General features: G+C 71.1%; 19 protein-coding genes and 1 pseudogene. 10 read left to right on the top strand and 10 right to left on the bottom strand.

All coding sequences use genetic code 11. The features are described from left to right. Position 1: 1 nt before the first annotated feature. Positions 2-661: a GntR family transcriptional regulator gene (locus ACTHMF_RS08840; protein ID WP_440317148.1), complete on the top strand. Its 660-nt coding sequence runs from the start codon at positions 2-4 to the stop codon at positions 659-661. Positions 662-684: 23 nt separating this feature from the next. Here the strand turns inward: ACTHMF_RS08840 and ACTHMF_RS08835 are convergent, their stop codons facing one another. From ACTHMF_RS08835 to ACTHMF_RS08805, 7 genes are read right to left on the bottom strand one after another with little or no spacing between them, the layout of a single operon-like run. Then, positions 685-1,506, bottom strand: a complete 822-nt coding sequence (locus ACTHMF_RS08835; RefSeq protein ID WP_440317147.1) for a carbohydrate ABC transporter permease — start codon at positions 1,504-1,506, stop codon at positions 685-687. Next, positions 1,503-2,423: a carbohydrate ABC transporter permease gene (locus tag ACTHMF_RS08830; protein ID WP_440317146.1), complete on the bottom strand. Its 921-nt coding sequence runs from the start codon at positions 2,421-2,423 to the stop codon at positions 1,503-1,505. The genes ACTHMF_RS08835 and ACTHMF_RS08830 overlap by 4 nt, the downstream gene beginning before the upstream one ends. A gap of 1 nt (position 2,424) precedes the next feature. Beyond that, positions 2,425-3,732 carry an ABC transporter substrate-binding protein gene (locus tag ACTHMF_RS08825; RefSeq protein WP_440317145.1) on the bottom strand — a complete coding sequence of 436 codons (1,308 nt, stop codon included), beginning with the start codon at positions 3,730-3,732 and terminating at the stop codon, positions 2,425-2,427. A 39-nt stretch (positions 3,733-3,771) separates the two neighbouring features. Continuing rightward, positions 3,772-5,484: an amylo-alpha-1,6-glucosidase gene (locus ACTHMF_RS08820; RefSeq protein ID WP_440317144.1), complete on the bottom strand. Its 1,713-nt coding sequence runs from the start codon at positions 5,482-5,484 to the stop codon at positions 3,772-3,774. After that, positions 5,481-6,377 (bottom strand): carbohydrate ABC transporter permease, encoded by an 897-nt coding sequence (locus tag ACTHMF_RS08815; protein WP_440317143.1) that lies wholly within the window; start codon positions 6,375-6,377, stop codon positions 5,481-5,483. Before ACTHMF_RS08815 ends, ACTHMF_RS08820 begins: the two co-directional genes overlap by 4 nt. Continuing rightward, on the bottom strand, positions 6,374-7,339 hold the full coding sequence (locus ACTHMF_RS08810) for a carbohydrate ABC transporter permease (protein ID WP_440317142.1): 966 nt from the start codon (positions 7,337-7,339) through the stop codon (positions 6,374-6,376). Before ACTHMF_RS08810 ends, ACTHMF_RS08815 begins: the two co-directional genes overlap by 4 nt. A gap of 10 nt (positions 7,340-7,349) precedes the next feature. Further along, the gene (locus ACTHMF_RS08805; RefSeq protein ID WP_440317141.1) at positions 7,350-8,645 is read right to left on the bottom strand and encodes an ABC transporter substrate-binding protein; all 1,296 of its coding nucleotides are present in this window, start codon (positions 8,643-8,645) and stop codon (positions 7,350-7,352) included. A 132-nt stretch (positions 8,646-8,777) separates the two neighbouring features. Between ACTHMF_RS08805 and ACTHMF_RS08800 the strand changes: the two genes are divergently transcribed. Together ACTHMF_RS08800 and ACTHMF_RS08795 are read left to right on the top strand one after the other, a co-directional pair. Further along, positions 8,778-9,809: a serine hydrolase domain-containing protein gene (locus ACTHMF_RS08800; RefSeq protein ID WP_440317140.1), complete on the top strand. Its 1,032-nt coding sequence runs from the start codon at positions 8,778-8,780 to the stop codon at positions 9,807-9,809. Between the two features lie 95 nt (positions 9,810-9,904). Continuing rightward, positions 9,905-10,435, top strand: coding sequence for a cysteine hydrolase family protein (locus tag ACTHMF_RS08795; protein WP_440317139.1), 531 nt, complete (start codon positions 9,905-9,907; stop codon positions 10,433-10,435). Between the two features lie 47 nt (positions 10,436-10,482). Here the strand turns inward: ACTHMF_RS08795 and ACTHMF_RS08790 are convergent. Continuing rightward, positions 10,483-10,896, bottom strand: a pseudogene (locus ACTHMF_RS08790) (NUDIX hydrolase); the annotation flags it as partial. 117 nt (positions 10,897-11,013) lie between these two features. Between ACTHMF_RS08790 and ACTHMF_RS08785 the strand changes: the two are divergent. Genes ACTHMF_RS08785 through ACTHMF_RS08765 form a run of 5 tightly spaced genes read left to right on the top strand, consistent with a single transcriptional unit; the run spans position 11,014 to position 15,299 of the window. Further along, complete coding sequence (locus ACTHMF_RS08785; RefSeq protein ID WP_440317138.1) at positions 11,014-12,615, top strand: MFS transporter; 1,602 nt, start codon at positions 11,014-11,016, stop codon at positions 12,613-12,615. A gap of 2 nt (positions 12,616-12,617) precedes the next feature. Beyond that, positions 12,618-13,832, top strand: a complete 1,215-nt coding sequence (locus tag ACTHMF_RS08780; RefSeq protein ID WP_440317137.1) for a sensor histidine kinase — start codon at positions 12,618-12,620, stop codon at positions 13,830-13,832. Then, positions 13,829-14,452 (top strand): response regulator transcription factor, encoded by a 624-nt coding sequence (locus ACTHMF_RS08775; RefSeq protein WP_314148008.1) that lies wholly within the window; start codon positions 13,829-13,831, stop codon positions 14,450-14,452. Before ACTHMF_RS08780 ends, ACTHMF_RS08775 begins: the two co-directional genes overlap by 4 nt. Positions 14,453-14,464: 12 nt before the next feature. After that, positions 14,465-15,094 carry a TMEM175 family protein gene (locus tag ACTHMF_RS08770; protein ID WP_314148007.1) on the top strand — a complete coding sequence of 210 codons (630 nt, stop codon included), beginning with the start codon at positions 14,465-14,467 and terminating at the stop codon, positions 15,092-15,094. Positions 15,095-15,110: 16 nt separating this feature from the next. After that, a complete protein-coding gene (locus tag ACTHMF_RS08765; RefSeq protein ID WP_440317136.1) occupies positions 15,111-15,299 on the top strand; it encodes a hypothetical protein in 189 nt (62 codons plus the stop codon). A 48-nt stretch (positions 15,300-15,347) separates the two neighbouring features. Here the strand turns inward: ACTHMF_RS08765 and ACTHMF_RS08760 are convergent, their stop codons facing one another. Then, positions 15,348-15,566, bottom strand: a complete 219-nt coding sequence (locus tag ACTHMF_RS08760; RefSeq protein WP_440317135.1) for a hypothetical protein — start codon at positions 15,564-15,566, stop codon at positions 15,348-15,350. A 133-nt stretch (positions 15,567-15,699) separates the two neighbouring features. Between ACTHMF_RS08760 and ACTHMF_RS08755 the strand changes: the two genes are divergently transcribed. Both ACTHMF_RS08755 and ACTHMF_RS08750 read left to right on the top strand, forming a co-directional pair. Continuing rightward, a complete protein-coding gene (locus ACTHMF_RS08755) occupies positions 15,700-18,552 on the top strand; it encodes a hypothetical protein (protein WP_440317134.1) in 2,853 nt (950 codons plus the stop codon). A 72-nt stretch (positions 18,553-18,624) separates the two neighbouring features. After that, positions 18,625-20,880 (top strand): glycoside hydrolase family 3 C-terminal domain-containing protein, encoded by a 2,256-nt coding sequence (locus tag ACTHMF_RS08750; RefSeq protein ID WP_440317133.1) that lies wholly within the window; start codon positions 18,625-18,627, stop codon positions 20,878-20,880. 4 nt (positions 20,881-20,884) lie between these two features. On the opposite strand, the gene ACTHMF_RS08745 is transcribed toward ACTHMF_RS08750, so the two are convergent. Further along, positions 20,885-21,637: a GntR family transcriptional regulator gene (locus ACTHMF_RS08745; protein ID WP_440317132.1), complete on the bottom strand. Its 753-nt coding sequence runs from the start codon at positions 21,635-21,637 to the stop codon at positions 20,885-20,887. Positions 21,638-21,747: the final 110 nt, after the last annotated feature.

Here is a 21,747-nt window from a genome sequence, read left to right as displayed (position 1 = left end):
CATGGCGATCGAGCGCAAGAATCTGCGTTCCCAGGTGCGCGAGGAGCTCCTCGCGCGGATGCGCGCCGGCGAGGTCCGTCCGGGCGAGAGCATCAACGAGGTCGCCCTCGCCGCCGAGCTCGGCGTCTCCCGCACCCCGCTCCGCGAGGCGCTGATCGCGCTCGAGAGCGAGGGCCAGATCGAGAGCGAGAACGGCAAGGGCTTCCGCTTCGTCCCGCTCAGCGCGCGCGAGTTCGAGGAGCTCTGCCCGATCATCGTGACGCTCGAGGGCCTCGCGCTCGACCTGTCGCCCGCCGACGAGCTGGCCGAGCTGGGGAAGCGCCTGTCCGAGCTGGCCGCAGCGTTCTCCGACGACGTCGCCCAGCACGCCCTGGTCAACCGTAAGGACGACGAGTGGCACAACCTCATGCTGAGCGCGTGCCCCAACCAGAAGCTGCTGGAGCAGATCGCCCAGGTGCGCAGCGCCATCCACCGCTACGAGTCCCTGCTCGTCGGCGCCGAGGTGCTCGTCGAGCGCTCGGCCGAGGAGCACGCTGCCATCGCGCAGCACCTCGCGGACGGCGACGTGCCCGCCGCCAAGGCCGCCCTCTCCGAGAACTGGACCAACGGGATGCGCCGCCTGCTCGCCGACGCCGGCATCAAGTGGGAGCGCCTGGCCTGACGCGACGACGCCGCGTCTCGCCCTCACCCCTTCACCGCGCCGCCGAGCAGCCCCGACACGAACTGCTTCTGGAACACCAGGAACAGCGCGAGCAGCGGCAGCGTCGCGAGCAGCGAGCCGAGCATCAGGCCCGAGTAGTCGACGCGGGAGAGCCCGATCATCGTGTTCAGCGCGACCGGGATCGTGTACTTGTCCTCGGTGTTCAGCATCAGCAGCGGCCAGATGAACGCGTTCCACTGGCTCACGAACGTATAGATCACGAGCGCCGCGATCTGCGGGCGCGCGACCGGCAGCACGACCCGGTAGAACGTGCGCAGCTCGCCCGCGCCGTCGATCCGTGCCGCCTCCACGATCGTCTCGGGGAAGTCGAGGAACGCCTGGCGCATCAGGAAGATGCCGAACGCGTTCGCGAGGAACGGCAGGATCACCGCCTGGTAGGTGTCGATCCAGCCGAGGCTCGCCATCATCTGGAACAGCGGGACGAGCAGCACCTGCATCGGGATCATCATCGTGCCGAGCACCACGGCGAGCAGGACCCCGCGGCCGCGGAACGGGAACTTCGCGAGGCCGTAGCCCGCGAGCACGCTCACGGCCGAGCTGAACACCGTGTAGATCACCGCGATCAGCAGGCTGTTCAGCATAACCTGGCCGAACCCGGTCTGCTCCTGCAGCCGCGTCAGGTTCGCCCACAGCTCGCCGCCGGGCAGGATCGGCAGCGGCCGCGCGAACAGGTCGGAGGTGGTGTGCGTGGATGCGGTGAGCATCCAGAGGAACGGCACCACGCTGAGCAGCGCGCCCGCGGCGAGCAGCAGGTAGGCGGGGGTGTGGCGGAGCGCGCGGATCACTTCTTCTCCCGGAGCAGGCGGAACTGGATGATCGAGACGATGCCCGTGATGAGCACCAGCAGCCACGCGATCGCCGACGCGTAGCCGGGATCGAATTGCTGGAAGCCGACCTTGTAGAGGTAGAGCACCGGCGTCAGCGTCGCATTGTTCGGGCCGCCGCCGGTGAGGATGACGTTCTCGTCGAAGAGCTGCAGAGCGCCGATCGTCGAGGTCACGGTCGTGAACACGATCGCCGGGCGCAGCTGGGGCACGACGACGTGCGCGAAGGTCGCCCAGCGGCCGGCGCCGTCGATCCTCGCCGCCTCGTACTGCTCGGCGGGGATGCTCTGCAGCCCGGCGAGCAGGATGACCATGTTGTAGCCGGTCCAGCGCCACGTGATCGAGGCGATGAGCGCGACGCGTGCCCAGACCTCGCTGTCCAGCCAGTCGACGGGCGCGACCCCGACCAGCCCGAGCAGCTGGTTGACCGCGCCGCCGTCGGTGGTGAGCAGCACCCGGAAGACCACGGAGTACGCGACCAGCGTGGTCACCGCGGGCAGGAAGTACAGCAGCCGGAAGCCGGAACGGAACCGCAGCCACGTCTGGTTGAGCGTGTACGCGAGCACCAGGGCGATGCCGATCATCAGCGGCACCTGCACCACGAGGATGAGGAACGCGTTGCTGAGGCTGGTGGCGACCAGCGGGTCCCGGAAGAGCCGCGCGTACTGGCCGAGGCCTACCCAGCGCAGCTCGCCGCCCTGGGTGCTGAAGAAGCTCTGCCAGAGCGAGACGACCAGGGGATAGGCGAAGAAGATCGCGAACAGCGCGGCGGCGGGCAGCGCGAACCAGAGGCCCGGTCGCTGAAGCCAGCGCTCCAGCGACCTGGGCCCTCCGGCCCACGCCGCGCGACCCCCGGCTGCGGTGTCGACGGCGACCATCTCAGCCCGCGATCGAGCGGCCGGTGGCCGTGGCGATCTGCCTGGCCGCATCCTGAAGCGCCGCCTCCGGGTCCTTGCCCCCGAGCACCGATGCGGAGACGGCAGCGCCCACGATGTCGCTCGCCTTGGCGTTGTCCGCCGTGTAGGTGATCGCCGGGATCTTCGCGGTCTGCTCGGCGAACAGCGTGTAGACCTTCTGATCGCCGAAGTACGGGTCGGGCGTGCTGAAGAAGGGATCCTTCAGCGCCGGCAGGTAGGACGGGAACAGGCCGTCCTGCTTCATCATCGACACCTGGTTGCCGGTGTCGGCGAGGGCAAACGCCACGAACGACGCCGCCAGCTGCGGATTCTTGGACTGCGCGGGCACGGCGAGGCCGGAGCCGCCGCTGTTGGAGGTGCGGGCACCGCCATCGGCGAAGGCCGGCAGCTCGGTGACGCCGTACTTCCCGCTCAGTTCGGCGGCCTCGCCGGTGAGGGTGGCGATCCACCACACCGCCTCCGGCGTGACCGCGGAGTCGCCGTTCTTCGCGCTGGTGACGCGCGCGTCCCAGCCCTTCACGCTCTTCAGCAGCCCCTTGTCGTTCAGCTCCTTCTCCAGTCGCAGCGCTGCGACGGCCTGAGGAGTCGCGACCGTGATGTCGCCCTTCGCGTCGAAGAGACCCTGACCCTGCTGCTGCAGCAGCATCTGGAACAGTCCGCCGGTGGCGACGTCGGCCGTGATGAGCGTGTGCCCGGTCGCGGCCTTGATGCGCTCGCCCGCGGAGACGAGCTCGTCCCAGGTCCCGAGGCTCGCCGGTTCGACGCCGGCCTTCTGGAGGTAGTCGGAGCGGTAGAACAGCCCGACCGTGCCCGAGTCCCACGGCACGGCGCGGATCGCACCGGTCTTGTCGGTGGACGCCGCCCACTTGGATGGGTCGAAGTCGGCCTTCTTCGATCCCACGATCGGTGTCAGGTCGACGAAGCCCTTCGGGAACTGGCTGAGGTACCCGGGGGTGTGATCCGTCTCCATCGTCACGACGTCCGGCAGGCCGGTGCCGGCCTGGAGGCCGACGGACAGCTTGTCGTAGGCGTTGTCGTAGCCGACGTCCACGACCTTCACCGTCGTTCCGGGATGCGCGGACTGGTACTCGCCCGCGAGCCGCTTGAGCGACGTCGCGGCGGCGTCCCACGACCAGACGGTGATCGAGCCCTCCGGCTTCGCGGACGGGTCGAGCGTGGCTGGTCCGGTCCCGGCGTTGCCGGCCATGGCGCAGCCGGTCAGGGCCAGGACGGCAGCGGTCAAGGGCGCGATGATGCGCAGGCGTTTCATGTGACTCCTTCGTCGATGGAACGGTTCGATAGGGGTGGATCAGGCCGAGAGCTGCACCGCCAGGTCCACGAACAACGCAGCGGACCACCCGAACGCGGTGGTCGCGGTACGGGCCTTGCGGCCGGTGCCGGGGGTGAAGTACTCGTGCGGGCCGCCCCCGTGGATGACCAGGCGGAGCGTCTGCTCGGCCAGTTCGCGGGCGCGGTCGGGATGGCCGGACACGGCGAGCCCCTCGGCGAGGAGGGCGTTGACGTTGACCCACACGGGGCCGCGCCACATCCGCTCCTCGGAGAAGTCGGGGTCGCGCCGAGCCACCGTCGGCACGGTCCAGGCGGTCGCGAAGCGATCGGGGTCGTCGAGCGCGGCGAGGATGCCCGCGACGTAACGGCCGGGCAGTCGACCGGTGAGCAGCGGCAGCAGCGAGACTGCGGTCTCCGAGCCGACGGGCGTGCCGGCGCCGGAGGAGCGGAAGAACCCGGCGGTCTCGTCCCACATCCCCTCGAGCAGTTCGAGGGTCCGCGCCGCGCGCGCGGTGTGGCGCTCGGCGGCTTCGACGTCGCCCGTCGCGCGGGCGCGGGAGGCGAGCAGGTCGTCCTGCAGGATCAGGTACGCGGCGAGGTCGGGCGAGGACACCGGCAGCTCGGCGTCGAAGACTGGGCTGTCGTCGAGGCCGGACGAGTACGGGTGCCCGTACTCGGGCATCCCGTCGCCGTCCAGGTCGGAGCGTGCGAACCACCACTCCTGGCTGCGCGCGACGGTCGCCCAGGCGGTGTCGAACCACGCCGGGTCGTCGACGAAGCCCTCCAGCCGGCGCAGCGCCCACGCGGCGAGCGGCGGCTTGGTGAGCGGGATCGGTGCGGTCGGGTCCGCGATCGCGGAGCCCGCGCGCCGCAGGTTCTCGCGGTCGCCGGGCGGCAGGTCGTCGCTGGAGGCGAGCACGCCCTCATCGTGCACGACGTCGGGCAGCTGGCCGTCCACCGTCGGAAAGGCGAAGGCCAGCTTCAGCTGCTCCTTCGCGAGCTCCGGGTCGCCGTGCCGCAGCCCCGATGCGATGAAGTACGCATCCCACTGCCAGACGCCGACGTATCCGATCTTGGACGGCACGACGGCGCGGGCGCCACGGCCGGGCAGCGAGACGATGTTCGCGCCGAGCACCCACCAGCAGAAGGCGGTCATGTCGGCGAGGTCGTCGCGCACGGCGGGTGTGCGGGTGAACCAGTCGTCCCAGACGGTCAGAGTGCGGGCGAGGGAGGCGGGATGGTCCGCGGGCGCGGTGGCAGCGGCGGCACCGATCCCGAGCCGGAGCGAGCCGCCGCCGAACGAGAGCCGGACCGTGTCGCCGGTCACGACGACGTCGTCCGCGCCGGTCGCGGACCATCCCGCCGTCGCCGCTGAGGGCAGACCGGGACGCCAGACGTGGTCCGGAGCGAGGCCGGGGAGGTCGAGCTCGACGCTCCACCGGCCGTCGCCGCCGAGGCTGAGCGCGTCCGGTCCGTCGAAGGTCAGGGTGACCCCGGCGTCTCCGAACGCGATGCGGTCCGGCCGTACGTCGGAGACCGGGGCGAGGCGGCCGTCCGCGCCGAAGACGCGCAGGGTGCGCACCAGCATGGACTCGTCCAGCCGCCGCTCGTATTCGGCGAGGCACACGGTCAGCCCGCTGTGGGCGCGCAGCACCAGGATGCGGGATCCGGGCAGCGTGAACGGCGCGTTCTCGAGGTCGAGGTACCGCGCCGCCCGCTCCGCGGGGGTCACCGGCCGCCCAGCCCGGAGGCGGCCATGCTGCCGATGATCCGGCGCTGACCGATCACGAAGGCGATCAGCATCGGGATGGTCGCGATGGCGGACGCCGCCATGATCAGCCCGTAGTTGACCGAGCCGAACTGCCCGCGGAAGCTCTGCAGCAGCAGCGGGACGGTGAACAGCTCCTGCGAGTTCAGGATCACCAGCGGCAACAGGAAGTTGTTCCACGTGCTCAGCGCGACGATGATCGCGAGTGCGCCGAGGCCGGGGCGCAGGTTCGGCAGGATGATGCTCCAGAAGATCCGCCAGCGCCCCGCGCCGTCGACGATCGCGGCCTCCTCCAGCTCCTTCGGCAGCGACAGCACGAACTGGCGCATCAGGAACACTGCGAACGGGTTCGCGAGCGCGGCCGGCACGATGAGCGCGAGGTGCGAGTCCACCCAGCCGAGCTTCGCCATCAGGAAGTAGAACGGGATCAGCGTCACCTGCATCGGGATCATCTGCGTGGCCAGGAACACCACGAACAGCACCCGGGAGCCGCGGAACGGGATGCGCGCGAACGCGTAGCCGGCCATCGCGGCGGTGATCAGCGTGCCGACGACGACGAGCACGGCGATGTAGATGGTGTTCCAGTAGGCCGTGCCGAACGGCACGTCGTTCCACGCGTCCACGTAGTTCTGCAGCGTGAACGGCTTCGGCCAGAAGCTCAGCGGGTCGTTCAGCAGCTGGGGGAGCGGCTTGAACGAGGTCAGCAGCATCCAGAGGAACGGGAAGACCATTGCGATGCCGCCGGCGAGCAGCACGATGTGCAGCGCGAGCGTGCGGGCGCGGGCGGCTCCGCGGCCGGTGCGGGGAGCGGGGTCCACGGACCGCGTGCGCTCGGTGGGCGCGGTGGCGGTGGTCATGCTGCACCATCCTCGTAGTGGACGAACTTCTTCTGCGCGGCGAACTGGATGCCCGTGATCACCAGCGTGATGATCAGCAGGATGATCGAGGCGGCGCTCGCGGGACCGAACTGGAACTTCCCGAAGCCCAGGTCGTAGATGTGGTAGACGATCGTGCGGGTCGCGTTGTCGGGCCCGGCGTTCGCGGTCAGGATGAAGACGGTGTCGAACGTCTGCAGCGAGCTGATGAACGCGATCACCGTCGAGAAGAAGATGATCGGGGACAGCAGCGGCAGGCGCACCCGGAAGAAGAGGGTCACCGCTCCGGCGCCGTCCAGCCGGGCCGCCTCGATGACCGTCGGCGAGATGTTCTGAAGGCCCGCGAGGAAGATGATCACGTTGAGGCCGACGGACGACCAGATCGTCACGATGCACACGGCGATCAGCGCCAGGTGCGGGTCGCCCAGCCAGTCCGGCGGGGCGATGTGGAAGACGGAGGCGATGAAGCCGCTCAGCACGCCGTCCTTGCGGAACAGCTGCTGCCAGATCATCGCGACGGCCACCGACGAGGTGACGACCGGCGCGAAGAAGAGGATGAGGTAGAGCGTGCGGGTCTTGAGTCGCTCGAGCGCGACCGCGAGCACCACGGCGAGGCCGAGCCCGACCGGGACCGTGATCAGCGCGATGAGGAGGGTGTTCAGGATGGCCCGGCCGAACAGCGGGTCGGTCATCTCGGTCTGGAAGTTGTCGAAGCCGACCCAGCTGAGGGCGTTCAGGCCGTCCCACTTCGCGAACGCGAGCACGAGGCTCGCGATGAACGGGACGACGACGAACAGCGCCATCCCGATCAGCTGCGGTCCGACGAAGACGTAGCCCCAGCGCCGGTCGCGACGCCGCCAGGCGGACTCCTTCCGGAGCCCGCCCGGCGTCGCGGGGACGACCTCGGCCTCGGTGGCGACGGCCGCCTCTCCCAATGCGCTCACGCTCGTCGCCTCACTTGCCGCCGGTCTTGTCGGCGATCATCTTCGCGACCTCGTCGAGCGTCGCCTGCGTGGACGCCTTGCCCTGGTACAGGGCGAGCATCTTGTCGCTGATGTCGCTGGAGAGGCCGGGGACGCTCGCCTCGGTGGTGTAGTCCTCGAAGCCGATGTCGCGCATGTCGAGCATCGTCTGCGCGTGCTTCGGGTAGCCGTCGAGCACGACGGAGTCCGCGCCCGTGATCGACGGGACGGCGTTGCCGCCGCCCTTCAGGCGGAAGGTCTGGCCCTCGGCGGAGAGGAAGCTGGTCCAGAACTCGAACGCGGCGTCCTTGTTCTTGGTTTTGGCGTTGATCGCGAGGTAGCTCACGGCGACGCCGGTCGGCGCGGCCTTGCCGGACGGCGTCGGCCAGGGCGCCACGTCGTAGTTCTCCGGGTCGCCCGCGGCCTTGACGGTGCCGATCGTGTAGCGGCCCTGCACGAAGAAGCCGGCCTTGTGGGTCACGAAGACGCTGTCGGCGCCTGCGCCCTCGGGGAGCGTGTCGGCGACTACGAAGGTGCCGTTCTGGAAGTTCTTGGCCAGGACATCCATCGCCTTGACGCTGGTCTCGTCCGTGTTGGCGACGAACTTCCCGGAGTCGTCGAACGCCTTCCCGCCCTGGGCGGAGATCCAGCTGTAGTGGGTTGACCAGTAGTTCCAGAACATCGACCCGGTGAGGCCGGCCTTGTGCAGCTTCGCGTTCATGTCGAGGAAGGCCTCTGTCGTCCACTTGCCCTCGGCGGCGAGCGTCGCCGGGTCGTCGGTGACGCCGGCCTTCTTGAGCGCGGCCTTGTCGTACCAGAGGGCGTCCGGGTTGGAGTCGTTGGGCGCCGCGTAGATCTCGTCGCCCTTCTTGGTGGCGCCGAAGAGGCCCTGCGCGAAGTCCTCGGGCTTGGTCTTGCTCGCGGACGAGTTCATCAGGTCGGTCAGCGGGAGCAGCGCGTTCGAGTTCACGAACTGGCCGATCTTGTCGTCGCCGATGTAGAAGACGTCCGGGGCGGTGCCGGAGGCGAGCTGCGCGAGCAGCTTGGTGTGGTAGTCGCCGTAGTCGGCGACCGGCTGCAGGACGACCTTGATGTCCGGGTGGTCCTTCATGAACTGGGTGTCGAAGTCCTTGTACCGGGTGAGCTCCTCCGGGGTGCCCCAGGTGGACCAGACGACGGTCTTGCCGCTGGAGCCTCCGGAGCCGGAGCAGGCCGCCATGCTGAGCGCGAGTGCGGCGGCCGCCGTGATGGCCAGCGCCCTTCTCACCGTTGAGTCGACGCGAGACATGAGTACCTCGTTCCTTGAAGTGTCTCTGCTGTGTGCGATGCTTCGGGATGCGCATCGGGGTGGGTCTGTATTCTGTATACAGTAGGCAATGCGGGTATTGCAAGCCCCCTGCGGGCACGGGAAGATGCGTTCATGCCCGACTTCCGCCGCGTCCTGCAGCGCGTGGACGCCAGGGGCGGCGCGACCTGGCTGACCGTCCTGCGCGGATCGGAGGTGCTGCTCGACCGGCGGTCCGGCTGCGACGCGGACGCTCTCTTCTACACGTTCTCGGTGAGCAAGCCGTTCGTCGCGCTGTCGGTGCACCTGCTCGCCGAGCGCGGGCTGCTGAGGCTGGACGACCCGGTCGCCGACCACTGGCCGGGCTACGGGTCGCGCGGAAAGGAGGGCATCACGATCCGGCAGGTGCTCTCGCACCGGGCCGGCGTGCCGTTCTCCACCGGGACGATGCTCGGTGACACGGTGCGGATGACCGATCCGGCGCGCTCGGTGGCCGCCGCGGAGGACGCCCGGCCGCGCTGGCCGGCCGGCGAGGTGGTCGGCTATCACGTGATCAGCTACGGCTTCATCCTCGGCGAGCTGGTGCGGCGGGTGAGCGGGATGCCGGTGCAGCGTTTCATCGCAGAGAACCTCCTGGGGCCGGCCGGCCTCGGCGACACGACGCTCGGACTGCCGCCGGAGCGGGCGAACCGGGCCGTCCCGCTGCGAGCGCGCAGCGCGGCGGAGCACGCGCGCACGCTGCTGTTCAACCGGCCGCGGACGCGGCAGGTGCCCATCCCCGCGGCCGCGATCAGCACGAACGGGCGCGAGCTCGCGGAGTTCTACCGCGTCCTGCTCGCCGGCGGCGAGGGCATCCTGCGACCGGAGACGATCGCCGCGGCCCGCGCGGTGTCCAGCGACGGGGACGAGCGCGACCGCGTGATGGGATTCCCGGTGCGCTGGGCGCACGGCTTCCAGCTCGGCGGCCCGATCGGCCTCGCCCGGCCCACCGGCTCGCGCGCGGACCCGCTCACCTTCGGGCACAACGGCAGCAGCATCTGCAACGTGTGGGCCGATCCCGCGCGGGACCTCGTGGTCGCCTACCTCACCGACACCGCCGACGAGCGCTCCCGCGCGCTCCGCCACCTGAGCGACGTCAGCGACGACATCCTCGCCGCCTGCTCCTGACCGCCCGTCCCGCGGGCTCGACGGCTGAGGGGAGGAGGTAGTTTATGTGTGTGAACGAAATCGGGTTCGAGCCGGGGCGGGCGGCTCTTCTTTTGATGGATCTGCAGAAGGGGATCGTCGGGCGCCACCCCGACGTCGACGGCTTCCTCGGCGGGCTGGTCCGCGCGCGGGAGGCGGCGCGTGCCGCCGGGCTGACCATCGGCTTCGTGCGCGTCGCCCTCACCGCGGAGGAGGCGGCGACCATCCCGGCCACCTCGCGCTTCGCCGGTGCCGGCGCCCGGCTGGACGCCGGCAGCCCCGCGACGCAGATCGACGCGCGCATCGCGCCCGCCGAGGGCGAGCTCGTCGTGCGCAAGAAGCGCGTCGGCGCCTTCTCCACCACCGACCTGCGCGAGCAGCTTGACGCGCGCGGCATCGACACCCTCGTGCTCGCCGGCGTCGCCACCAGCGGCGTCGTGCTCTCGACCGTCCGCGACGCGGCCGACCGCGACTACCGGATCGTCGTGCTCGAGGACGGCTGCTGGGACTCCGACCCCGAGGTCCACCGCGTGCTCACCGAGAAGGTGTTCGCGCGCGGCGGCGCAACCGTCACGAGCATCGACGACTTCATCGCGTCGCTGGCGTAGCGCGCGATCGCGACCAGCCCGGCCGGGATGTCCGGGTCGTCGACCGCGTCCACCGGCAGCCAGCGCAGCTCCTGCGACTCGCCCTCCTCCGGCGTGCCCGCCGGGTCGGTCGTCGCCAGGAACGCGTAGACGATGTCGGTGTGCGCGTGGTCCTCGGCGATCGGGTGCACGTCGACGCACAGCGGCGACGGCAGAACGTTGACACCCTCCGCCCACGCGATCCGGTGCGGCGGCTGCAGCAGCATCAGCTGCTCCAGGTCGTAGCCGGACTCCTCCCGCAGCTCGTGCGCGACCGCGGCCCACGGGTCCTCCGTCCGCTCCACGTGACCGCCGGGCTGCAGCAGGATGCCGCGCTTGCGGTGCCGGTGCACCAGCAGGTGGATGCGTCCCTCCAGCTCGCGCAGCACGATCGCGCTCGCCGTCAGGTCGTACTCGCCGGGGCCGGTGTTCAGGTGGGGCATGCCCGCCAGTCTGGCACGAGCCCTCGGCGCGTGGATTCCCGTGTCCGCCGATCGGTGGACACGGGTGACATCCGACCGCCGGTGCCGCCGCCGGGCGCAGGTCGCGAGGCTGGGAGCATGACATCCGCACCCGCCCCCGGCGCCGGCTCCTCGCGGTTCGCCCTCGCCGGCCTCATCCTCGCCGTCTCCATGACGACCATCGACCAGACGATCGTCGCCCTCTCCGCCCCGACCATCCAGCAGAACCTCGGGCTCGGCCACGACGGGATGCAGTGGGCGGTCAACGTGTACCTGCTCGCCACCGCCGCGTTCTTCCTGCTCGGCGGTCGCATCGCCGACGTCGTCGGCCACAAGCGGATGGCATTGGTCGGCATCGCCGGATTCGGCATCACCTCGCTGCTGTGCGGGCTGGCGCCGACCGGCGACCTCGCCGAGGCGTGGCTGGTGACGGCCAGGGCGCTCCAGGGCGTGAGCGGAGCGATCATGTTCCCCGCCGCGATCGGTATCGTCGTCGAGGGCTTCGCCCGCGAGAGCCGGGGCCGGGCGATGGCGATCTTCTTCGCGATCACGGGCGCCATGACGGCCATCGGCCCGATCGCCGGCGGCTACCTGACGCTGTGGACCTGGCGGGCGATCTTCTGGGTGAACGTGCCGATCGCGATCGCCGCCTTCGTGATCGTCGCCGTCGCCGCGCGACCGTCCGTGCGCCGCCGCGAGCGCATCGACTGGCTCGGAGCCGCGGTCGTGGCGGCCGGGATGGGCGCGCTTGTGTTCGGCCTGCAGCAGGCGAGCGCGTGGGGATGGGGCGACGCCCGCGTGATCGGGGCCCTCGTGGCCGGTGTTGTGCTGCTGGCGCTGTTCGTCGTGACCCAGCTGCGCAGCACGAGCCCGCTCGTGCGGCTGGCGGCGTTCCGGGACCGGGGCTTCTCGCTCTCGACGCTCGCCACCCTGTTCGCCTCGATCGCGTTCATCTCCACGTTCTTCTTCCTCAGCGTCTACGGCCAGGTGTCGCTGCAGCTGCCGGCGATGGAGACCGGCCTGCTGTTCCTCAAGTTCTTCATCGGCTTCGTCGTGGCCAGCAGGATCGGCTCCGTCCGTTTCGATCGGCACGGCGCCAGGGGTGTCGTCCTGCTCGGCGGTCTGGTCGGTGCGGCCGGCTTCGCGTGGCTGGCGATCAGCGCGACGGACCTGGACATCCACGCCGATGCCTTCTTCAACCAGCAGACCTGGCCGATCATGGTGGCCGGTGCCGGAATCGGCCTGATGTTCAGCCCGGTCTCCACCGATGCGGTCAACCGTGCCGTCGGCGCCAGCTACGGCGAGGTCACCGCCATCTCGCAGACGATGAAGAACTTCGGCGGGGCTCTCGGTCTGGCCGTGCTGACCACTGTCGTCACGTCCAGGCTGACCGACCTGCTCACCGCGGACTTCTCCCGGTTCGGAGGGTCGGCGGCGGACGCCAGGAGCGCTGTCGAGCAGATCAGCGGGGCGTCCGGCGACTCGTCGTCCTCGCTGTCTGCCCTGCCCTCCAGTGTCCGGGACAGCATCATGCACGCCGTGCAGACGGATTATGCGAGCGCCGTGCAGTGGGCGTTCTGGGGCATGGCGGCGGCGATGCTCGTCGTCGCCGTCATCGGTCTGCTCTACCCGTCAGGACAGGCCGCGGGCGCCGCCGAGCCCGGCCAGGCGGAGCGGGACGCCCGACCCGCTACAGTCTGATCGTGCAGACCACAGCAGCTCGGATCGGCGATCGCGGCTTCCGTGACTGGATCGTCTACTCGGCGGTCGCGACCGTGGTCTCGGTGCTCCTGATCCTGGCGAACCCGTACCCGGGGTTCGCCAGGACGGCGCTGTCCGCCGCGATCGTGCTCGCGCTCTTCCCGCTCTACTGGCTCCTGGCCCGCCCGGTGCTCGCCGGGGTGCGCGGCAACACCGTGCGCGCCTGGTGCTACGTGGTGATCGCGATCGTGGCGTATCTCGTCGCGCTCGGGCTGAACGAGACGGCGAACGTGGCCCTCTTCGTGATCTCGCCGCAGATCTTCCTGCTGCTCGGCACCCTTCCCGCCGCGCTCTCGATCGTGGTGGTCAACGTCGCCGGTATGGTCCTCCGCCTGGTGCGGGACACGCTCGGACCGAGCGACCTGCTTCAGTTGCTCGCGCTGACCATCCTGATCATCGTGATGTCCATCTGGTTCAGCAACCGGATCATCAGCATCACGCGCGAGAGCAGCGAGAGGGGGCTCCTGATCGACCGGCTGCGCGAGCAGCAGCGCGAGATCGCCGAGCTCTCGGAGCGGCAGGGCGCTGCGACCGAGCGCGAGCGGATCGCGCGCGAGATGCACGACACGCTGGCGCAGGGCTTCACGAGCATCGTGACGCTGGGCCACGCCGCCCAGGCCGAGCTCGAGACGGACCCGACAGCGGCCAGGCGGCATGTCCGGCTGATGACGGAGACGGCGCAGGAGAACCTCCAGGAGTCGCGGCGGATCATCGCTGCGCTCACGCCGGTCCGGCTGGAGTCCTCATCGCTCGACCAGGCGCTCCAGCGGGTCACGGCGCGCTTCGTGGAGGAGACCGGCGTTCACGCTGCGTTCGACACGGACGGCGAGCCGCGGACCGCGCCGCCGGCGGTCGAGGTGGTGGCTCTGCGCGTGCTGCAGGAGGCGCTTGCCAACGTTCGCAAGCACGCGCGGGCGACGGAGGTGTCGGTGCGCCTCGCCTTCCGGCCCGCCGAGCTGGTGCTGACCGTCGCGGACGACGGAGGCGGGTTCGATCCCGACGCCCCGCGCGATGGCTATGGGCTCGACGGGATGGCGGCGCGCGTAAGCGAGGTCGGAGGCCGATTCGAGCTGCACTCGCGGCCCGGGACGGGGACGACGTTGACGGCGGCACTGCCGGCGGCATCCCCGGCGTCGACGGAAGCGGGTCGGCCGTGATCCGCATCATCCTGGCCGATGACCACCCGGTGGTCCGCGAAGGGATCCGCGGGATGCTCTCGGCCTACGACGACATCGACGTGGTGGCTCAGGCCGCGAGCGGTCCGGAGGCGGTGGCGCTGGTCGCGGCTCTGACGCCGGACCTCGTGCTCATGGACCTGCGGATGCCCGGCGGCGACGGCGTGCAGGCCACACGGGAGATCGCCTCGCGGCATCCGGGGACCCGTGTGGTCGTGCTCACGACGTACGAAACGGATCAGGACATCCTGCGCGCGATCGAGGCGGGCGCGAGCGGGTATCTGCTGAAGGACATCGCGCCGGCCGAGCTGGCCCGGTCGGTCCGCGCCGCGGCCGCGGGCGAGACCGTGCTCGCGACGTCGGCGGCCTCCGCGCTGCTCGGCCGGGTGCAGGGCCGGCAGCCCGCTCCGGCACTGTCACCGCAGGAACTGCGGGTGCTCGCGCTCGCCGCGGACGGGCGGACGAACGCCGCGATCGGCGCCGAGCTGTTCCTCGGCGAGGCGACGGTGAAGACCTACCTCAGCCGTGCGTACGAGAAGCTCGGCGTCTCCGATCGCACATCCGCGGTGCGTCGTGCCCTGGAGCTCGGCCTGCTCGGATAGCAGAATGTGCGCATGGCTGTCGTGCGCACCGAACGGGGACTGGACCGTCTGGTCAACTTCTCGGACGCGACGGTGGCCATCGCCATCACGCTGCTCATCCTTCCGCTCGTGGACGCCGCGAAGGACATCGGGCATCAGAGCTTCGGCGACTTCTTCGGCGAGAACTTCTGGGAGCTGCTCGCCTTCGTCATCTCGTTCGCCGTCATCGCGCGCTACTGGGTGGTGCACCACCGCGTCTTCGAATGGGTCCAGGACTACGACGGCCGGCTGGTCTGGCTGAACTTCCTGTGGCTGGCGACGATCGTGTTCATGCCGTTCACCGCGAACGTGCTCTCCAACAGCAACGGCGAGCGGGCGGAGGTGGACGCGCTCTACATCGGCAACCTGCTCGCGATCTCCCTCGCCATGCAGGCGATCGGCGCGGTGCTCGTGCGCAGCCCACACCTGGTGCGGGAGGACGCGCGCGGGGCGATGGACTCGACGCGCGGCTGGTCGGCCATCATCATCATCGCCGTGTGCCTGGTGCTCGCCGTGCTCGTTCCGAGCGTCGGGATGTTCTGGCTGTTCCTGATGTTCCTCTCGGAGCCGCTGCACCTGCTGCTGCGCCGGCTCAGGCGCAGGCCTTCCCAGACGACGGAGTGAGGATTATCGTCGCGGCATGCGACCCAAGACTCTCCTCCTGCTCGTCCTCCTCGCCGCGGCCTACATCCTCGGCGCCCGCGCCGGCCGTGAGCGGTACGAGCAGATCGTCGGCTCCGTCACTTCGTTCTGGAACGACCCTGACGTGAAGAACGCGCGCAAGAAGGCCAAGCGCGCGGCCGAGAAGGCCCGCAAGCGCCTGGCCTGAGCCTGCGCCGGCTCGAGCCTTCGCTGAGCCGACGCGCGGCCGGCGGGCTCAGGGCTCCCGGTAGTCGCCCTCGGTGTACTCGCCGTCCGGGGCGTCGGCCGGCTCCTCCGCGTCGGTGTACGTGCCCTCGACTTCGGGCTCCGGCGCCGACTCCTCGGTCTCCGTGTACTGCCCGTGGACCGTGCGCTCGTGCGGCCCCTCGTCGTTGGCCTCGGTGTAGCTGCCTTCGAGGTTCTCGCGGGCGTCGCCCGCATCTGGGGTGCTCATAGCAGGGACACTACGCCGCCGCGGGCCGCGCGACCAGAGGGTCGATGGACCGCGCGCGGCATAGCCGAGCATTCCTCGACAGGAGTAAGGTGCCCGCTGCCGGACGCGACGCCGGCACCAAGGGGGATCGACGATGATCCGGTCAATCCTGCGCGCCAAGACACCCGACCCGGAGGTGCTCGAGCTGCGCATCCACGGCATCGACAACACGCCGGCGGAGGAGATGCTCGGCGTCCCTCCCGGCCAGGCGCGGCTGGACGAGGGCGACGACGTCGGCGGCTTCTACGTGCCGACCGTCGACCCGCTCGACCCCGACGACCCGGCCACCCCGCCGACGCGCATCCGCAGGGAGGGCTACCGCTGGGGCGGGCTGGCCCGATACGGCGGCGGCGCCAAGGGCGTGATCGCGCTGTTCTTCGTGCAGCTCGCGTGGCTGCTGATCCTGCCGTTCGGGCTCTGCAACACGGCGTACTGGATGCGGCGCATCCCGGACCAGCCCGATGTCGGCGAGTGGCGCGCCGGCCGCGGCGCCGCTCCGATCCGGGTCTTCGCGCTGGGACTGACCCTGCTCTACGTGTGCGCGCTGGCGTCGGTCGCCTTCGACCTGGTCGGCTCGCAGTGCCTCGTCGACGGGACGCGGTGCACGGGCCTGCCGAGCGGCGTCCACGACGCCCTGGTGACGCTCGGCCTGGACTACCGGGGCTTCCGGCTCGCCGTCCTCTCGCTGGTCCCGGTCGCCGGCGTGCTGGTGCTCTTCCTGGTCTCGCACGCCGCGCGGGTCCGCTACGAGGCGGCGATCTTCGACACCGCCCACAAGATGCACGAGGCGGCGGCGCGCAGCGGCGTCGAGGGGACGATGCGCCGGCCGCTCGCCACCGAGGGCTTCTGGGGGATCACGCGGGTGAAGCTGCCGTCGGAGCTGCTGCACCTGACCGCGACCCTGTTCCTGGTGGCCCTGCTGCTGAGCTGGGACGCCGTGTTCGCGGAGTGCGGGGCGAGCGCCGAGAGCGTCTCGCTGCCCGCGGCCTGCTGGCAGGGCGCAGGCTCCCCGCTGTTCCGGTACTGGTGGATCTCGCTGCTCGGGGCGCTCGCGATCGCGGGCCTGGTGTTCGCCGTCTTCGCCGTCGCCCTGCAGGCGCGCACGCACGTCACGCGTCGGCAGCAACGGCAGATCGCGTCCGTCGGGCGGGGCGCCGGGGACCGGCTGCGCCGTGAGCTGGTGCGCGAGAAGCTGCGGCGCCGCGACCGCAGCGCCGTGATCGCGCTGCTGTTCGGCATCGCCGTCTACCTCGCGGTCGCGGTCGTCATCGCCCTGCCCACCGAGCGCGCCGAGCAGGTCCACGCCTCCTTCCTCGGCCTGGTCATCACGCCGTCCCTGGTGCTCGGCGTGCTGCTCGCCATCGCGGTGTCCGCGCTCGGCTGGCGACGGCTGGGCGACCCGAAGCTGTGGAGGCGGGAGCACCGGCGGTGGGTGCGCGGGATCCCGTCCGCGCTCTCGATCGCGCTGGTCGCCCTCGGCGGCGTCGCGCTGCTCGTCGCGGCGCTGTGGCCGCCTGCGGCGCCGGCGGCGTACGCGGTGGCGGGCGGCTGCGTCCTCGTGCTCGTCCTGCTGATCGTGGTGTGGCCGTCGGCGCGCCGGCGGCCGAACCGCTACGAGGGCTGGCGCGGAGCGGGACCGGGCGTCGTGCTGCTGCTCGCGCTGGGGGCCGCGCTGCTGCTGTCGACGCTGCTGGTGTTCGGCGCGCAGTGCTACCTCACCTCCACCGGCTCGCCGCCGATGTGCAACCTCGCCGCCAGCGCGCTCGATCCTCCGCGCGCGTTCGCCAACTTCGGCGACCTGGTGCCGGTCCTCGTCGTCGTGTTCGCCCTCTTCGTCGGCATCGTCGGGCTCGCCAGGATGATGCACCTGCCGTGGCTGACGACGCCGCGCACCGACGGCGGCCGTGAGCTGCGGATGCCGCTGGAGCGCTACGAAGGCGGCCGGGTGCGCACGGCGCCTCCGGCCGGGAAGCTCGACACCAGGATCCTGCGCGCCCGGCGTTCCGCAGCCCTCTTCCACCGCGGCGAGCCGGTGCTCGGCTTCCTCGCCCTGCTGCTCGCCGTGGCGATCGGGATCGACCTGGTGCTGGCCGACAAGCGCTGGACGGGCCTGCTCGATCTCACGCTGCCCGCGCTCGGTCTCGTCGCCGTGTTCGGCATCGTCGCCATCCTGGACAACGCGATCACGACCAAGGAGCGGCCCATCGGCGTGATGTGGGACCTGATGTGCTTCCTCCCGCGCGGCGGCCACCCCTACGGGCCGCCGTGCTATTCGGAACGGGTGGTCCCCGAGCTGCGCGACCGCATCGTCGCCTGGCTCGAGACGGACCTCGTGCGCGGGAAGACGGTGGACGGCAGGGACACCAGATCGCCCGAGCGGCAGACCGAGGACGAGCTCGCCGCGCTCACCGAGCCGCAGCGCCGCAAGGTCATCCTGAGCGCGCACAGCCTCGGCGGCGTGCTCGCCGTGTCCACGCTCTTCACCCTCGGCTCGGACACCGCGGGCGGGCTCAGGAACGTCGGCCTGCTCACCTACGGCACCCAGCTGAGGGTCTACTTCGGGCGCTTCTTCCCCGAACTGTACGGCCCGGCCGCGCTCGGCGGCCACCGCTCGCGCGGACCGTCGCTGGTGTCCGCCGACCCCTGGCGGCGCCAGGTGAACGAGGACCAGGCCGCTGGCGCCGTACCCGTCGCCGGCGGCGATCACCCGACCCTGCGCGAGCTGCTGCGGCAGCCGGGTCCCGGCGGCCCGATCGCGTGGATCAACCTGTGGCGGCGCACCGACTTCCTCGGCTTCCCGGATGTCTCCTACGGCCGCAACGACATCGATCGCGGCGCGGACGAGTTCGGGCCGCAGCGCTATCTGATCACGGTCGCGACGCACTCGAACTACCCGGCGACCGCCCAGTACTACACCGCGCTGCGGGAGCTGATGCGGCGCATCTGAGGCGGGCTCTCGACGCTTAAAACCGAGCGGTGTATGGTATTGGTCACACCCGGCCTGCATCGAAGGAGAACCATGGTCGACCGCCTCGCCCGCGCATCCGAACTGACGACAGAGGAGAAGGCGTCGCTGACCAGCGGCGCGAGCTTCTGGGAGACCGAGGCCGTCGAGCGCGCCGGCATCCCGTCGATGTACCTCACCGACGGGCCGCACGGCGTCCGCAAGCAGGCGCAGGGTGGGGACCACCTCGGAATCGGGGACAGCGTTCCCGCCACCTGCTTCCCGCCCGCCGTCGCCCTCGGCTCCAGCTGGGACGCCGAGCTGCTGGAGCGGGTCGGCGCCGCGCTCGGCGAGGAGGCGAAAGCGGAGGGTGTCGGCGTGCTTCTCGGCCCCGGCATCAACATCAAGCGCTCGCCGCTGTGCGGCCGCAACTTCGAGTACCTCTCCGAGGACCCCATCGTCTCCGGCCGGCTCGGCGCCGCGCTCGTGCGCGGGCTCCAGTCCCAGGGCGTCGGGGCCTCCCTCAAGCACTTCGCCGCCAACAACCAGGAGACCGACCGGCTGCGGGTGAGCGCCGACGTGGACGAGCGCCCGCTGCGCGAGATCTACCTGCGCGGCTTCCAGCACGTCGTCGAGAACGCGCAGCCGTGGACGGTGATGTGCTCCTACAACCGGATCAACGGCGTCTACGCGAGCGAGGACCCGTGGCTGCTCACCTCGGTGCTCCGCGACGAGTGGGGCTTCGACGGGCTGGTCGTCTCCGACTGGGGCGCGGTGAACGACCGCGTCAGCGCGCTCGTCGCCGGTCTCGACCTGGAGATGCCGTCCACGTCGGGCGCCACGGACGCGCAGCTCGCCGCCGCGGTGCGCGACGGCTCGCTCGACGAGGCGGTGCTCGACCGCGCCGCCGACCGCGTGATCGCGCTCGTCGAGAAGGCGCTCGCCGGGGCGGACCCGGACGCGAGCTACGACGTGGACGCGCACCACGCGCTCGCCCGCGAGGTGGCGGGGCGCAGCGTCGTCCTGCTCAAGAACGACGGGATCCTGCCGCTCGCCGCCGACGCCGGCCGCCGGATCGCGGTGGTCGGCGAGTTCGCCAGGACGCCGCGCTACCAGGGCGCCGGGTCGTCGCAGATCGTGCCGACGCGCCTGGACACCGCGCTGGACGAGATCCGCGCGCTCGCCGGCGACGCGATGGTGGACTTCGCCGCGGGGTACGCGCTCGGCGACGGTGCCGACGGAGACGCGGTCGCGCTCACGGCCGAGGCCGTCTCCCTCGCCGCGGACGCGGACGACGTGCTGGTGTTCCTCGGCCTCCCTGCCGAGGACGAGTCGGAGGGCTTCGACCGCGAGCACATCGAGCTTCCCGCCGCGCAGACGGCGCTGCTGGAGGCGGTGATCGCGGCCAACCCGCGGGTCACGGTCGTGCTCTCCAACGGCGGTGTCGTGCGGGTGTCGGGCTGGGCGGACCGGGTCCCGGCGATCGTCGAGGGCTGGCTGCTCGGCCAGGCCGGAGGCGGCGCGATCGCGGACGTGCTGTTCGGGGTGGTGAACCCGTCCGGTCGGCTGGCCGAGACCATCCCGCTCCGGCTGGAGGACACCGCGAGCTACCTCAACTTCCCCGGCGAGAAGGGACACGTCCGCTACGGCGAGGGACTCTTCGTCGGCTACCGCGACGCCGACGCGCGGGACGCGGCGGTCGGCTTCCCGTTCGGCCACGGCTTGTCGTACACGACGTTCGCGTACGGCCCGGTCTCGGCGACCGCGACGGAGGACGGCGGCATCCGGGTGAGCGTCGACGTGACGAACACCGGCGGTCGCGACGGGCGCGAGGTGGTCCAGGTCTACGTGTCGCTGCCCGGGTCGCGGGTGCAGCGCCCGGTGCGCGAGCTCAAGGGCTTCGCGGTCGTGCCGCTCGCGGCCGGGGAGACGGCGACCGCGACGGTGGACATCCCCGCCGGCGACCTCGCCTACTTCGACACCGACGTGGACGGCTGGGTCGTGGAGGGCGGCGACTACGTCGTGTCGGTCGGGGCGTCGTCCCGCGACCTGCGCGGCACGGCGACGGTCGCGCTGGCCGGCGACGGGACGCGGGCCCCGCTGACCGTCGACTCCACCCTGGGCGAGTGGCTGAGCCACCCGGTCGGCGGGCCGATCCTGCAAGGCGCGCTCGCGCAGAGCGCGGAGGCGGCGGGGATGGGCGCGATGCTGGCCGACCCGAGCCTGCGCAGGATGGCGGAGTCCATCCCGCTGGTGCGGGCCGCGGCGTTCCCCGGCAGCCCGGTCACCCGCGAGCAGCTCGACCAGCTCGTCGCCGCCGCGAACGCCTGACGGGTCAGCGCACGCCGACGTAGAACCGCGACTCGTCGCTGCGGTGCAGCGCGTGGTAGTACTCGAACGGGACGCCGTCCTCGTCCCACGCCACCGACTCGATGTCGAGCGCGGGGGTTCCCGCCGGCAGCTCCAGCAGGTGCGCCTCCTCCGGCGAGGGGATGACCGCCTTCAGCCAGCGGTCGGCGCCGGCCGGGGCGACCCCGTAGGTGCGGCGCAGGTGGTCGTAGAGCGAGCGGTTCTCCAGGTGCGCCTTGAGCAGGCCGGAGAACCGGTCGAGTGGGAGTGTCGTGCGCACCAGAAGCCACGGCGTCCCGTCCACCGTGCGCAGCCGGCGCATCCGGACCACCGGCGTCCCCTCCGGCACGCGCAGCGCCGCCGCCTCCTGCTGGTCGGCCTCCGCCTCGTCGAGCGAGAGGATGCGCGTGACGACCGCGCGCCCGCTGCCGGCCAGGTCCTCCGAGGAGCCGGCGTTGGAGCCGATGAAGGACAGGTCGCGCCGCGGCGGCGCCACGAAGGAGCCCTTGGCCCGGATCTTGTAGATCTGGCCGCGGCGGACCAGCTCGGCCAGCGCCTCCCGGACCACGGTGCGCGAGACGCCGTAGCGGTCGATGAGGTCGGCCTCGGACGGGAGGGCCTGGTCGGGCGCGAGCGCGCCGGTCTCGATGGCGTCGCGGAGCACGGCGACCAGCTGCTGCCAGAGGGGCTCCTTCGAGTCCCTGTCCAGCCGCGCATCGCTGAGTGCGTGTGCGGGCATCGCATCCCCCTTCTCCGGGCCCGGCGTCCTCGTCCGGTGGCCTTCGCTTGACACGTCGCAAGGCTACTGTCTACAGTCTTGTCACTACAAGCTTGTCATGATGAGTTAGA

The organism is Leifsonia sp. (assembly GCF_051955155.1).
Classification (GTDB): Bacteria; Actinomycetota; Actinomycetes; order Actinomycetales; family Microbacteriaceae; genus Leifsonia.
The sequence above is the reverse complement of the archived record's forward strand: the minus strand, read 5'-3'. Positions and strand labels throughout refer to the sequence as shown.

Excerpts from the sequence above, each read along its gene's own strand:
- ACTHMF_RS08840 (WP_440317148.1), top strand. The coding sequence starts at position 2 with ATGGCGATCGAGCGCAAGAATCTGCGTTCCCAGGTGCGCGAGGAGCTC.
- ACTHMF_RS08750 (WP_440317133.1), top strand. The coding sequence starts at position 18,625 with ATGGTCGACCGCCTCGCCCGCGCATCCGAACTGACGACAGAGGAGAAG.
- ACTHMF_RS08825 (WP_440317145.1), bottom strand. The coding sequence starts at position 3,732 with ATGAAACGCCTGCGCATCATCGCGCCCTTGACCGCTGCCGTCCTGGCC.
- ACTHMF_RS08785 (WP_440317138.1), top strand. The coding sequence starts at position 11,014 with ATGACATCCGCACCCGCCCCCGGCGCCGGCTCCTCGCGGTTCGCCCTC.
- ACTHMF_RS08805 (WP_440317141.1), bottom strand. The coding sequence starts at position 8,645 with ATGTCTCGCGTCGACTCAACGGTGAGAAGGGCGCTGGCCATCACGGCG.
- ACTHMF_RS08765 (WP_440317136.1), top strand. The coding sequence starts at position 15,111 with ATGCGACCCAAGACTCTCCTCCTGCTCGTCCTCCTCGCCGCGGCCTAC.
- ACTHMF_RS08795 (WP_440317139.1), top strand. The coding sequence starts at position 9,905 with ATGGATCTGCAGAAGGGGATCGTCGGGCGCCACCCCGACGTCGACGGC.
- ACTHMF_RS08830 (WP_440317146.1), bottom strand. The coding sequence starts at position 2,423 with ATGGTCGCCGTCGACACCGCAGCCGGGGGTCGCGCGGCGTGGGCCGGA.
- ACTHMF_RS08800 (WP_440317140.1), top strand. The coding sequence starts at position 8,778 with ATGCCCGACTTCCGCCGCGTCCTGCAGCGCGTGGACGCCAGGGGCGGC.
- ACTHMF_RS08770 (WP_314148007.1), top strand. The coding sequence starts at position 14,465 with ATGGCTGTCGTGCGCACCGAACGGGGACTGGACCGTCTGGTCAACTTC.
- ACTHMF_RS08755 (WP_440317134.1), top strand. The coding sequence starts at position 15,700 with ATGATCCGGTCAATCCTGCGCGCCAAGACACCCGACCCGGAGGTGCTC.
- ACTHMF_RS08745 (WP_440317132.1), bottom strand. The coding sequence starts at position 21,637 with ATGCCCGCACACGCACTCAGCGATGCGCGGCTGGACAGGGACTCGAAG.
- ACTHMF_RS08815 (WP_440317143.1), bottom strand. The coding sequence starts at position 6,377 with ATGACCACCGCCACCGCGCCCACCGAGCGCACGCGGTCCGTGGACCCC.
- ACTHMF_RS08760 (WP_440317135.1), bottom strand. The coding sequence starts at position 15,566 with ATGAGCACCCCAGATGCGGGCGACGCCCGCGAGAACCTCGAAGGCAGC.